Source organism: Nannocystis punicea (genome assembly GCF_026965555.1).
GTDB lineage: Bacteria > Myxococcota_A > Polyangia > Nannocystales > Nannocystaceae > Nannocystis > Nannocystis punicea.
Genome location: NZ_CP114040.1, coordinates 3298583 through 3311152 on the forward strand (window position 1 = coordinate 3298583; position 12570 = coordinate 3311152).

At 72.9% G+C, this 12570-nt stretch carries 10 protein-coding genes; 7 read left to right on the top strand and 3 right to left on the bottom strand.

Features of this window, described 5'->3' with window-relative positions; all coding sequences use genetic code 11:
• Positions 1–18 precede the first annotated feature (18 nt).
• Positions 19–1260: a DNA polymerase IV gene (locus tag O0S08_RS12580; RefSeq protein ID WP_269039341.1), complete on the top strand. Its 1242-nt coding sequence runs from the start codon at positions 19–21 to the stop codon at positions 1258–1260.
• Between the two features lie 111 nt (positions 1261–1371).
• Here O0S08_RS12580 and eutB read toward each other — a convergent pair whose 3' ends face one another.
• A complete protein-coding gene (gene eutB / locus O0S08_RS12585; RefSeq protein WP_269039342.1) occupies positions 1372–3603 on the bottom strand; it encodes an ethanolamine ammonia-lyase subunit EutB in 2232 nt (743 codons plus the stop codon).
• Positions 3604–3869: 266 nt separating this feature from the next.
• On the bottom strand, positions 3870–4514 hold the full coding sequence (locus tag O0S08_RS12590) for a winged helix-turn-helix transcriptional regulator (RefSeq protein WP_269039343.1): 645 nt from the start codon (positions 4512–4514) through the stop codon (positions 3870–3872).
• An 83-nt stretch (positions 4515–4597) separates the two neighbouring features.
• Here O0S08_RS12590 and O0S08_RS12595 point away from each other — a divergent pair, with 83 nt between their 5' ends.
• A complete protein-coding gene (locus tag O0S08_RS12595; protein ID WP_269039344.1) occupies positions 4598–5329 on the top strand; it encodes a DUF8737 domain-containing protein in 732 nt (243 codons plus the stop codon).
• A gap of 28 nt (positions 5330–5357) precedes the next feature.
• A complete protein-coding gene (locus O0S08_RS12600; protein WP_269039345.1) occupies positions 5358–6161 on the top strand; it encodes a crotonase/enoyl-CoA hydratase family protein in 804 nt (267 codons plus the stop codon).
• Between the two features lie 368 nt (positions 6162–6529).
• On the opposite strand, the gene O0S08_RS12605 is transcribed toward O0S08_RS12600, so the two are convergent.
• A complete protein-coding gene (locus O0S08_RS12605; protein ID WP_269039346.1) occupies positions 6530–7192 on the bottom strand; it encodes an SAM-dependent methyltransferase in 663 nt (220 codons plus the stop codon).
• 64 nt (positions 7193–7256) lie between these two features.
• Between O0S08_RS12605 and O0S08_RS12610 the strand changes: the two genes are divergently transcribed.
• From O0S08_RS12610 to O0S08_RS12625, 4 genes are all read left to right on the top strand, one after another.
• Positions 7257–8315: a hypothetical protein gene (locus O0S08_RS12610; RefSeq protein WP_269039347.1), complete on the top strand. Its 1059-nt coding sequence runs from the start codon at positions 7257–7259 to the stop codon at positions 8313–8315.
• 41 nt (positions 8316–8356) lie between these two features.
• Entirely contained in the window at positions 8357–9541 is a 1185-nt protein-coding gene (locus O0S08_RS12615) for a hypothetical protein (protein WP_269039348.1), read from the top strand.
• 224 nt (positions 9542–9765) lie between these two features.
• Positions 9766–11208: a pyridoxal phosphate-dependent decarboxylase family protein gene (locus tag O0S08_RS12620; protein ID WP_269039349.1), complete on the top strand. Its 1443-nt coding sequence runs from the start codon at positions 9766–9768 to the stop codon at positions 11206–11208.
• A 302-nt stretch (positions 11209–11510) separates the two neighbouring features.
• Positions 11511–12536 carry an adenosine deaminase gene (locus O0S08_RS12625; RefSeq protein WP_269039350.1) on the top strand — a complete coding sequence of 342 codons (1026 nt, stop codon included), beginning with the start codon at positions 11511–11513 and terminating at the stop codon, positions 12534–12536.
• Positions 12537–12570: the final 34 nt, after the last annotated feature.

Genomic DNA, 12570 nt, shown 5'->3' on the forward strand with positions numbered 1-12570 from the left:
CGCTAGGCTTGCCTCCGCGTGAGCGGCGACCGGGCCATCCTGCACGTCGACATGGACGCGTTCTTCGCTTCGGTCGAGGTGCGCGAGCAGCCGCAACTGCGCGGGCTGCCGGTGCTGGTCGGCGGGGCGGGGCGGCGCGGGGTGGTGGCGGCGGCCAGCTACGAGGCGCGCAAGTTCGGCTGCCGCTCGGCCCAGCCGATGGCGGTGGCGCTGCGGCTGTGCCCGCAGGCGGTGGTGGTGCCGCCGCGGCACGCGCTGTACACGGAGGTGTCGCGGGCGGTGTTCGCGGTGTTCGAGCGCTTCTCGCCGCTGGTCGAGGGGCTGTCGATCGACGAGGCGTTCATCGATCTCGCCGGCACCGAGCGGCTGTGGGGGCCGCCGCGCGGGGTGGCCGAGGCGCTGCGAGTGGCGGTGCACCAGGAGGTCGGCCTGACGTGCTCGGTCGGGCTGGCCTGCGTGAAGTTCCTGGCGAAGATCGCCAGCGGCATGAACAAGCCCGACGGCCTGACGGAGATCCCCGCGGGCACGGAGCTCGAGTTCCTGACGCCGCTGCCGATCGGCGAGCTGTGGGGGGTCGGGCCGCGCACGCAGGAGAAGCTGCAGCGCCGCGGGGTCCACACCGTCGGCGATCTGCGGCGGCTCGGCGAGGCGGCGCTGGTCGAGATGTTCGGCGCGCACGGCCTGCACATGCACCGGCTCAGCCTCGCGCTCGACGAGCGCGCGGTGGTGCCCGACCGCGCGGCCAAGTCGCTCGGGCACGAGGACACCTACGCGGACAATGTCGTCGGGGTGCCGGCGCTGCGCCGCTGCCTGCTGTCGCAGGCGACGCGGGTCGCCGATCGCCTGGTCGCGCAGGGCCTGAAGGCGCGCTGCGTGTGCCTCAAGATCCGCGACGGCGACTTCGTCACCGAGACGCGCCAGTGCACCCTGCCGCGCGCGACCGACGACTATCGCGAGCTCCACGCGGCCGCCTGTCGCCTGCTCGAGGCCGTCGAGACCGAAGGCCGCGGCTTCCGCCTCACCGGCGTCAGCGTCACTCACTTCGAGGCGCCCGAGCGCGAGGTCCAGCTCGACCTGCTGGCCCCCGCGAGCGAACCCCCGCCGAAGAGCGCGGCGCTGCAGGCGGTCCTGTCGGCCGTGCGCGAGCGCCACGGCCATCAGGCGCTGTTCCCCGCCGAGGCCGGCAGCGAGCGCCGGCTGGGAGACACGGGCGCGATCACCCACTCGCGCCCGAACGAGCCGGCCAAGCGCCGGCGCTGAGGCTCTTTTTTTTAAAGAAGAAGCATGTCGTGGCGGACATGTCGTGAGGGACATGAGCGCCTCGGCGGGATCTTGGCTGCCGCTCGAAGGATGTGACCTCGAGGACATGCCTCAAGAGGCATGTGCATCAGGGCATGTCTTTTTCAAAGACATGATCTCGAGCAGGGCGACGGCCTCGCGGGCGGCTTGCGCGGGCGGATAGGCGGTGTCGGCGACGCCGGAGATCACGCGGGTGATGTGGTGATCGATCGCCCGTGGCTCGGCCCAGGCGGCGCCGTCGGCGGCGGTGAGGTAGACCGAGAAGGCGTGGTGCATGGTCCCGGGGCGCTCGCCGATGGCGTGGATCAGGCGGCGCGGGCCGGGCAGGCCGGCGAACAGGGCGGCGCCGAGGGCATAGCCGGCGCGGACGCGGCCGCCCGCGAGGACGAACACGTCGGGCGCGAGCGCGAGGCCGGCGGCGCGCAGCTCGGGCGCGAGGACGTCGAGGAAGGGGAACAGGTGGTGATCGTCCATCAACGCGCGCGCGTTGAGGCCGTCGGACACGACCAGGACGGTGTCGAAGCGGCCGGCATAGCTGTCCCTGAGGACATCCAGCTCGGCGAGCGCGGCGGGGCCGAGGGCCTCGCCGGTGGTCGGGTGCAGGATGTACTCGTCGCGGTCGCCGGCGCGGGTGCGGAGGCGGCGGGCGCCGGGGATCTTGCTCACGAACTCGGTCCGCCACTCGGCGCGCAGGCTCTCCTTGGCGTCGGCGCACTGCGAGCGGACCTCGGCGTCGAGGGCGGGCGGGAGGTCCCAGGGGCGGTCGCCGTGGCCCTCGCCGATCGCCACGCCGCGGGCGCGCACGGCCGCCAGAGCGGTTCGGCCCTCGCCGGCGACGACGTCGGCGGGCCTTTCGTCGCCGCGGGCGCGGCACCACTGCAAGTAGACCCACACCGGATCGCCGAAGCGCGCCGTCGGCCGCCCGCGCTCGTCGACGACGCCGAGGCGGTCGCGGAAGAACGCCCACATGCGATCGTCGACGCGGGTGCCGAACCGCTCGCGCAGGCGCACGTGGTCCTGGAAGGCGGTGGTGAGGTAGCTGAGCATCGGGTCGTTCTTGGTCGGCAGGGCCATGAGGTAGCCCGGGCAGGCCGGGGCGATCCGCTCCAGGCACCAGTCGAGGTCGTCGAGGCCGATGTCCATGTGCAGGGTGGCGCACACGTCGAGGCCGATCATCAGGCCGTGCAGCTTGGCCATGGCGATGTCCTCGAGGCAGCAGCGCACCAGCTGCTCGCGGGTGCGGAACACCTCGGGGCCGATGAAGCCGGCGACGTCGTTGACGTGCACCCACGGCGCCGGGTCGAGGCCGAGGCGGCGGCGGGCGTCGGCGACGTCGGCCTTCAGCAGGCGCGCCAGGCCGTACTTGCGGGCCTCGTGGACGACCATGTCGACGCCGCGGCCGTGGCCGTTGGTGAAGTCGGCCCCTTGACCTGTCTCGAAGTACAGGCCCCAGCGACCGCTGCGGCTGCGCGCGTGCCGGCGCAGGCCGGCGAGGTCGAGGCCGAAGGTGGCGTTGGCGGCGTCGGAGCCGGCGATGCTCTGGAACCAGATCCCGGTGGTGCCGGGCGCGCGCCGCTCGACCTCGGCCTGGACGTCGATGTGGGCGAGGACGCAGTGGGGCAGGGTGTCCTGCAGGCCGAAGTCGACCAGGATGTCCCAGAGGGCAGCTTCGACCGCGGCCACCGAGCGCGGGTCCGAGGACACCGGGTTGGTGCCGAGGACGACGTCGCCGACGGCGTACGACCAGCCGGCCAGCACCTGCCAGCGGATGTCGTCGGGGTGGTCGGTCGGGCTGTTCGGCTGGATCCGCGCGCCCAGGTAGCCGCGCGCGCCGAGCCGGCTGCCGGGCAGCGGGTGGAACAGCCGCGCGCCGAGGGCCACGAGCTCGGCGTCGCTCATGAGCTTGACCAGGCAGGCGACGACGTCGCTGGCGAGGCCGGGCAGCAGCTGGGTGACCTCGGCCTCGTCGGCGGCGAGGACGAATTGCTTGAGCTGTCCCAGGGACCAGGTCGTGACGTGGGCCGCGGCGCGGGGATCGAGGGCGGCCAGGAGGGTGTCGTAGAGCTCGTCGCGGAACAGCGGGGCGGCCGCCAGCCGACCGACCGCGGTGTTGGCGAGGAGCCGGCGCGCGGCTGTCCGCGAGGACAGGTCGGCCGCGTCGAGGCCGAGCGCCGCGTCGCCCTCCTTGAGCTCGTTGGCGGCGCCGATCACCGCCCGCCGCCGCGCATGGTCGCCGCCGGTGCGCGCGAGGTAGGCGAACAGGTCGTCGTCGGGCAGTGCGTCGTGGACTCGGACGGCCGGCATGATCCCAGGAGACGATACCCTGGGCGGTGGCCGGCGCGAACGCGAGGGAATGCGCGGGGCAGGACGGTCACGGCGGCGAGCCCGGGGCGGTTTTGCGCGGGCGGCGCGGGGCGCTCGCCGGCGCGCGCCGGCGGGCTCGAGTAGGCGGTGCGGAAGAGGTGGATGGCCGAAGGGACAGGTCCGAAGACGGCCGGGCGGATGGTCGAACGGACAGGTCGAGGCGTCGACGCGCAAGATGTCCGATGAGACAGGCGAACGGTGCGCTCTCACGGCCGCAGGCCGAACGCGCGCGCCAGGTCGGCCAGCGCTCGCGCCGGGCCCTCGCGGGCCAGCGCGGCCTCGGCCACCAGCGCGCGGGCCGAGGCGCCGTGGACGATCCAGGCGCCGAAGCTGCGCAGCGGGCCCGTGAGCACCAGCTCGGGGGCAGGTGGGGCGCCGTCGACCAGCTCGACCGCGGGGCCGCCGGTGCGGACGGTGAAGGAGAGGTCGTCGACGCGGAGCTCGGCGCACAGCGGGCGGCCCGTGCCGAGGTAGCGGCGCTTGAGCGAGACCATCGCCCAGCGCGGGTCGGTGCGCTCGTCGGCCGCGGGGGCGCGCAACCAGTGGGCGCCGAAGCGGCCGAGCGCGAACACCACGGGCTCGAGCTCGCGGCCGAGCGGCGTCAGCTCGTACAGGGTCGCCGCGTGCGGGGGCGGCAGGCGGCGCTGGGTGACGAGGCCGTCCTTCTGCATCTCCTTGAGGCGGCGCGACAGCAGGTTCGGCGTCAGGCCGGGCAGGGCCGCCTGCAGGTCGCTGAAGCGGCGGCCGCCGAGCAGCAGATCGCGGACCAGGAGCAGCGTCCAGCGCTCGCCGACGATGTCGAGCGCGCGGGACACCCCGCAGTACTGATGGTAGCCGCGACGCTCGGTCACGCGTCCCATTTTGCATACTACTTTTTTTGATAGCAAGCGCTTTACTCCTTGATAGTCTTGGCAAAACTATCGAGGAGCCCGCCGTGCCCGTCCCGCCGATGCACATCCCCTCCGCTGCCAGCACCGCCGCCTTCGTCGTCATCGTCGCCGCGGTCGTCGGCATGCTCGTCGTGGGGACCGCGCGGGCGGGCGTGCGCCTGGGCGAGCCCCCGGCGCAGGCGCTGCGCTGGACCGTGGGCACGGCCGCGGGCGCGCTGGTATGGCTGGCGCTCACGGGGCTGGTGTCGTGGTCCGGCGTGCTGGCGGCCGACACCCTCCCGCCGCGCGCGCTGTTCTTCTTCACCGGCTCGCTCGCGGTCGCTCTGGCCTTCGCGCTGACGCGGCCCGGGGCGCGGCTGGCGGCCGGCGTGCCGATCGCCGCGCTGGTAGGATTTCACGCGTTTCGCCTGCCGCTCGAGCTCGTGCTGCACAGCTGGTACCGCCAGGGCACCGTGCCGATCCAGATGACCTACGAGGCCTGCAACCTCGACATCCTCACCGGCGTCGCCGCAGTCCTCGCCGGGCTGTGGCTGTGGCGGCGCGGGCCCTCGCGGCCGCTCGTGTGGGCCTTCAACCTGCTCGGCACCGCGTTGCTGGTCAACGTGGCGACGATCGCCGTCCTGTCGTCGCCGGTGCCGTTCCGCCACTTCACGAAGGAGCCGGCGGTCCTGCTCGCGTTTCATCTCCCGTACGGCTGGATCGTCCCGTTCTGCGTCGGGGCGGCCCTCGCCGGGCACGTGATCGTGTTCCGCTGGCTCGCGCGTCCGGCCGCGTGAGGCCGCGCGATCGGGTATGCTCGCGGGTATGAGCGAGAGCCCGCCGCGCGTGATCGTCTCCGTCGACGCCGGAGTCGCCGAAGTCCGCCTCAACCGCCCCGACAAGCGCAACGGCCTCGACCTGGCGATGTTCGAGGCGCTGGTCGCCGCCGGTCGTCAGGTCGCCGCCGATCGGACAGTGCGCGCGGTCGTGCTGCACGGCGAGGGCAAGGCGTTCTGCGCCGGCCTCGACTGGGCCGCCTTCCTGGCGGCGCCGGAGATCGGGCCGAAGTTGCTCGAACGCGGGGCCGGCGCGGCCGCCAACCTGGCCCAGCTGGCCTGCTGGATCTGGCACGAGGTGCCCGTGCCGGTGATCGCCGCGATCCACGGCGCAGCGATCGGCGGGGGCCTCCAGCTCGCGCTCGCTTGCGACATCCGGCTCGCCGCGGCCGACGCCCAGCTCGCAGTGATGGAGCTGCGCTACGGCCTGATCCCCGACATGAGCCTGTCGAAGACGCTGCTGCGGCTGGTCCGCTCCGACATCGCCCGCGAGCTGATCTACACCGCCCGCAGCGTGTCCGGCGACGAGGCCGCCCGCCTCGGCCTCGTCACCCGCGTCGAGGCCGACCCGCTCGGGGCCGCCCGCGAGCTCGCGCGCACGATCGCCGGCCAGTCGCCGCAGGCCGTCCGCGCCGCCAAGGCGCTGTGCAACGAGGCGCCCGAGCTCGACACCGCCGCGGCGTTCCGCCGCGAGACGGAGCTGCAGCTGCCCCTGCTCGGCAGCGAGAACCAGGCGGAGGCGGTCCGCGCGGTGTTCGAGCGGCGGGCGCCGGTGTTCCGCGACGCCGAGTGAGCAGGCTGTCCCTGGGGACAGGGGAGCAGGGGATGCCGGCGCTTCGCGGGAACGAGTGAGGCTGTCCCTGGGAACAGGAGGCCGGGGACGTCGGGGACCTGTCCTCCGCGAGCCCGCATGAGGGAGGAGCCCGCGTGCGCGGGGCTGTCTCTGGGGACAGGCGGATGGGGAACGGCGGGCGCCGGTGTTCCGCGACGCCGAGCGAGACAGGGTGTCCCTGGGACAGGCGGATGGGGAGCGGCGGGCGCCGGTGTTCCGCGACGCCGAGCGAGACAGGCTGTCCTTGTGGACATGTCTGGCGACGGTTGCAGAGTGTCTTGAGAGACATGTCCATGGCGACATGTCCAAAGGGATAGGCGGATAGTGCGTCAGGCCGCGTTCGGGTCGAGCTCGAAGGTGCGGGCGGCGTCGGCCCGCTTGCGGTTGCGCTCGATGCCGACGGCGTCGAAGCCGTGGCCGTTGGCGACCGCGAGGATCGTGCCGAGGCCGCAGAAGGGCACGACGATCTGCGTGGTCGCGGGCGACAGGCGGCGCACGGCGGTGACGGCGGCCTCGGCGGCGCGCGTGCCGATGCTGTGGCTCCACGGCATCGCGCCGAGGTCGGGCAGGACATCGGGGGTCGGCCGGTCGGCGTCGTCGCGCGCGCGGCGAGAGAACGCGAGGATGTGCGAGTAGCCGGGGCGGCCGTGGATGAGGCTGCCGGGCGGGCGGCGGCACACGATCTTGTGGAACAGGAGCGGGACGTCGAGCTCGTCGGCGACCCGCAGGACGAGGCCGGCCTTCGACACCCAGCGGCCCTCGTGCTTGTTGTCGGTCTGGATGAAGACGGCGAGGCCGTCGTCGGGCGCGGCGAGCAGGACCGCCCGCGCGGCGCTCAGGAAGAACTCGCGCCAGCGATCCAGGCTGACCCCGAGCTCGCTGACGTCCGGCATGGTGGCGATCACGGAGCTGTCCTGGAGGCCAGGTCGCTCGACGAGCCAGGCGAGGGCGTCGCCGTGCACGACTTCGCGCCGCGGAGGATGGTCGGACACCGGCGAAGGATAAAGGAAGATGCCGCCGGCGCCGGGCGGGCGTGGTATGGGATCTCACAGAACAATGACGAGAGCGGCGCTGATCGCTTCCCTGTGGCTGGTGAGTTCGAGTTGCACGCGGACGGAGCAGGCCGCTCCGACGCCGCCGACGACGGCGGGGCCGGCGACCCCGGCGGGGGCCGGCGCGGCCGACCTCACGCCGGTCAAGCTGGCGTCGTACGTGCCGGGCTCCTCGTGCAACCTCGTCCACGACGGCGAGGCGCTGTACTGGCTGATCCAGAGCATGGCCGAAGAGACAGGTAAGACCGCCCGCGCGGACTCGACGGGCGCGTGCGGCTGGGCGCTCGACTGCCCGCGCACGCGCGGCTCGGTGATGCGGGTGGCCGTCGGCGGCGGGCCGGAGGAGGTGGTGGCGCGCACGTCGGAGTGGCCGTGGGAGCTGTCGGCCGACGCGACGACGCTGTCCTGGATCGGCTACTGCTCGTCGGCGCTGTGGACGGTCGAGAAGTCGGGCGGGACGCCGCGCAAGCTCGGACCCGAGGGGCTGCAGATCCTCGATCATGCGCTCGAGCCGGGGCGCGTGCTGGTGGCGGATCGCTCGAGCGCGACGAAGGGGATCCACGCGATCGATCGCGCGACCGGGGCCGCGCAGGTGGTGGCGGGCCGCGGGGTGGAGGCGTCGCTGATCGGGACGCTCGGGCAGCGGGTGGTGTGGGCCCAGGTCGGGGACGCGAACGCGACTGTGTACGCGTCGGCGCGGCCGGACGAGCGCGTGCCCCTCGGCGAAATCCGCGGGCGGCCGATGCATGTGGTGCCGGTCGACGGGGGACTGCTCGTGCAGACGACTGCGGCGATCGTTCGGATCTCCGAGGCGGGCGCGCCGGTCGAGTTGACCGCGCTGTCCGACTACGGCGATCGCGGCAGCCTGGCGACCGCCGCCGGGCAGGTCTACTGGGCCGGCGGGCGCGCGGGGACGCTGGGGCGACTGGACCGGGACGGTGTGCGTCGCGAGGCGCAGGTCGGCGGCGAACCGTGCGGCGTGGCCGTCGACGCGGAGCACGTGTACTGGCTCGATCGCGGCCGCAAGGCGGTGATGCGGGCGCCGCTGCGGGTGTTCGAGTGAGGCCCGCTGCGGACGGCGCCGGGCCCTGATAGGGTCGTGGCATGGTCTGGTCTGCCCGCGCCGTCGCCCCTGCCTTCGCCTCCGCCCTCCTCCTCGGCCTCGCCTGCGGCGACAGCGGGACGATGGCCTCCGCGACCACCGGCGAGTGCCCGGTCGGCGCGCAGGGCTGCCCGTGCACGCAGGGCGGCGGCTGCGACGGCGAGCTGACCTGCGAGGGCGGAGTTTGTATGTCCTCGGGGACAGGTACTTCGGGGCAGGAAACTTCGACCAGCACGGCCCCGACCACCGGCGGCAGCGAGTCGGGCGGGGAGACGACGACGACGACCGCGACGACCGCGGCCTCTCCGACGACCACGAGCGCGACCACGAGCGACCAGCCGAAGCTCGACGTCGGGTCGGACACGACCGGTGGGCCGCCGGCGCAGGGGTGCACGAAGATCGACATGCTGTTCGTGCTCGACGGTTCGGGCTCGATGAACGAGGAGCGGGCCGCGCTGGCGCAGGTCGACGCGTTCACGGCGGTGGTCGACACCCTGGCGATGCTCGGCGAGGGCGACATCGACTACCGGATCGCGGTCACCACCGACAACGACGACGGCTACGTCACCCCGAACTGCTGGCAGGAGCCGGAGCCGTGGGTGAGCTCGGTCGGGCACACGCCGCAAGAGGTGGCGCAGGCGTTCGCGTGCGCGGTGTCGGGCTTCGGCGTCAGCAACTTCGAGGCGGCGGTCGGCTGCGAGCACGTGCTCACCAGCGCGGTCGACCTGCTCGACGGCGACGCCAGCGGGTTCGTCCGCGAAGACGCGCTGCTGGTGCTGGTGCTGGTGACCGACGTCGACGATTACGGCGCGTACGACCAGCCGAACGGCAACGTCTGCGGGTTCGGCTGCGCGACCGGGCCGACGCCGCTGCCCGAGCTGACGCAGCGGCTGGTGATGGACGTGAAGAAGGGCGAGGCCGACGGAGTGGCCGCGATCGTCGTGGCCGGCGATCCGAGCGTCGACGGGGGCCTGAACTTCTGTCAGCAGCCGGGCTCGTGTGGCTGCAACGGGATCGACTGCGGGGCCTTTCACGCCGACCGTCTGTGGCAGTTCGTCGGGATGCTCGGCGCGAACGGCTACGCGGCCGACCTGTGCGCGGGCGCGAAGGCGGTGCCCGAGGCGGTCGAGACGGCGCTGACCGAGAGCATCGACCTGGCGTGCGAGCAGTTCGAGCCGCCGCAGTGAGAGTCGCGGCGAGCCACGTCGGCGTCATGAGCGGCGTCGGCATCATGGCCTGGGCAGCGACCCCGTCCGGCGGCGAAGGAGGGCGCAGCGCGGGGGCGTGGGGCCGCCAGCGATCTCGTGGGCGCTCGTCGGCCGGAGAAATTCGGGAAAAGGGGGGACACGAGCGGGGCGATTCGTGAGCCGCGTGGCTGGTGTTTTCGTCGCGCTTGGCGTACGCCCGGGGCGTGCGCGCGACGCCTCCGCCCGACTCTCCGACGCCCGAGCTCGAACCCGACGCGGCGGCGATGCGGGCGCTGGTGGACGCTGCGATGCGGAGGATCGGCGCGCACATCGAGGCGCTGCCGGCGATGCCCGCCTGCGCCGTCGAGGGCGGGGCGGCGCTGGCCCGCGGCCTGCGCGAGGGGCTGCCGGCAGAAGGATGTGCTTTCGAGCATGTCCTCGAGGTCCTGTTCGATCGGGCAGTCCCGTGCAGCTTCAACACCGCCGGCCCCGGCTACCTGGCGTACGTCCCCGGCGGCGGGCTGTTTTTGGCGGCGGTTGCCGACCTGATCGCCGACGCCACCAATCGCTACGTCGGCGTGTGGCAGGCGGCGCCGGGGCTCGTGCAGCTCGAGAGCAACGCGGTCCGCTGGCTGGCGGAGATCGTCGGGCTGCCGGCCGGGAGCGGCGGGTTCTTGACCACGGGCGGGTCGCTGGCGACGTTCTCGGCGGTGGTGACGGCGCGGAGCGAGCGGCTCGGCGAGCGGTTCGACGACGGTGTCCTCTACACCTCGGAGCAGGCGCACCACTCGGTGCAGCGGGCGGCGCGGCTGGCCGGGTTCCGCCGCGACCAGGTGCGCGAGATCGGCGTCGACGAGCGCTTCCGCGTCGACGTCGCGGCGATGGCCGCGGCGATCGCCGACGATCGGGCCCGCGGCTTGCGGCCGTGCCTCATCGTCGGTCACGCGGGCACCACCAACACCGGGGCGGTCGACGACCTCGCGGCGCTGGCCGAGCTGGCGGCGCGCGAGGGCCTGTGGCTGCACGTCGACGCCGCCTACGGCGGGTTCTTCTGCCTCACCGCGCGCGGGCGGGCGGCGCTGGCGGGCATCGAGCGGGCCGACTCGGTCACGCTCGATCCGCACAAGGGCATGTTCCTGCCCTATGGGACAGGTTGCTTGCTCGCCCGCGACCCGGCGGCGCTGCGGCGGGCCCACGGCTCGCCGGCCGAGTACTTGCCGCCGATGCAGGAGGACCCGGACTTCGTCGACTACTGCGAGCTGTCGCCGGAGCTGTCGCGGGACTTTCGCGGGCTGCGGGTGTGGTTGCCGCTGAAGCTGCTCGGGGCGCAGGTGTTCGCGCGGGCGCTGGAGGAGAAGCTCGACCTGGCGGAGGTGTGCGCGGCGGCGCTGCGCGAGCTGCCGGACGTCGAGCTGGTGGCGCCGCAGCTGTCGCTGCTGGCGTTCCGCCACGTGCCCGCGGGCATGGGCGACGGGCCCGAGCTCGACGCGCACAACCGGCGCTGGCTGGCGGCGATCAACCGGCGCGGGCGGGTGTACTTGACGGGCACCGTGGTGCGCGGCGGTTTCGTGCTGCGGATCTGCGTGCTCTCGTTCCGCACCCACCGCGACCGCATCGAGGCCGCGCTCGCGGACATCCGGGCGGGACTTGCGGAGGTCGGAGGATGAAGGCGGGTCCGGCGCGCTCGCGCAGTCGCCGCAGTTCTGCGCGATCCCCTGACCGATCGAATCACATCGTTCCCGGGGCTGCGGCGGCGCGGCCACAGAACAGGGTTCATCGGCGCGTGCCGGGTCCTGCGCGCGGGTCCTCGGCAGGCTCGAAATCAAACCGCGCCGAGGGCCGACGCGCGAGGACTTGCGCCGCCACCTGCTCCTGCGCTGACATCCAAGTACAGAGTTTGACTGCGAGTGCCCTGCGGGGCACCTAACTCCACAACGCCCCAAAGGGGCTGAAAAGGTCCGAGCACCCGATGACCCAGGCCGATCGTCTCGAGACATTCATCCGCGGCATCCCCAAGGCCGAGCTTCATGTCCACATCGAGGGCACCCTGGAGCCGGAATTGATGTTCTCGCTGGCCCGCCGGAACGGCATCGCCTTGCCATGGATGGGGGTCGAGGAGTTACGCAAGGCGTACGACTTCCACAACCTCCAGAGCTTCCTCGACATCTATTACAAGGGCGCCGACGTGCTGCAGCACGTGCAGGACTTCTACGACCTGACGTGGGCGTACTTCGAGCGGGCGGCGCGCGACAACGTGCGCCACGTCGAGCTGTTCTTCGACCCGCAGACGCACACGCGCCGCGACGTGCCGTTCGAGACCGTGATGACGGGGATCCACGGCGCGCAGGTGGACGCCGAGAAGCGGCTCGGGATCACGTCGAAGCTGATCCTCTGCTTCTTGAGGCACCTGTCCGAAGAGTCAGCCATGGAGACGCTCCACCAGGCGGTCCCGTTCCGCCCGTGGATCGGCGGCGTCGGCCTCGACTCGTCGGAGTCGGGCAACCCGCCGAGCAAGTTCAAGGACGTGTTCGTCGAGGCCCGCGAGGCGCTGTTCCCGGTGGTCGCCCACGCCGGCGAGGAGGGCCCGCCGGCCTACATCCTCGAGGCGCTCGACGTGCTCAAGGCCCAGCGCATCGACCACGGCGTGCGCTGCCTCGAGGACGACGCGCTGGTCGAGCGGCTGGCCCGCGAGCAGGTACCGCTGACGGTGTGCCCGCTGTCGAACATCAAGCTGCGGGTGTTCCCGCACCTGGCCCAGCACAACCTCAAGGAGCTGATGCGCCGCGGCCTGCTCGTGACCATCAACTCCGACGACCCGGCCTACTTCGGCGGCTACATCGGCGACAACTACGCCGCCTGCGCGCGCGAGCTCGGGCTGACGCGCGACGAGGTGATCGCCCTGGCCAAGAACAGCTTCAGCGCCAGCTTCCTCGGCCAGGACGACAAGCAGCGCCACCACGCCGCGATCGACGCCTACGCGGCCGCCAACCCGTGAAGCGAGACCTCGGGACATGCCCCGAAGGGCCTGT

What these genes read in the sequence shown, in the direction of transcription:
- eutB (WP_269039342.1), bottom strand. Translation starts at nt 3,603, where the DNA reads ATGCCGGCCGTCCGAGTCCACGACGCACTGCCCGACGACGACCTGTTC.
- O0S08_RS12610 (WP_269039347.1), top strand. Translation starts at nt 7,257, where the DNA reads ATGACGAGAGCGGCGCTGATCGCTTCCCTGTGGCTGGTGAGTTCGAGT.
- O0S08_RS12600 (WP_269039345.1), top strand. Translation starts at nt 5,358, where the DNA reads ATGAGCGAGAGCCCGCCGCGCGTGATCGTCTCCGTCGACGCCGGAGTC.
- O0S08_RS12625 (WP_269039350.1), top strand. Translation starts at nt 11,511, where the DNA reads ATGACCCAGGCCGATCGTCTCGAGACATTCATCCGCGGCATCCCCAAG.
- O0S08_RS12615 (WP_269039348.1), top strand. Translation starts at nt 8,357, where the DNA reads ATGGTCTGGTCTGCCCGCGCCGTCGCCCCTGCCTTCGCCTCCGCCCTC.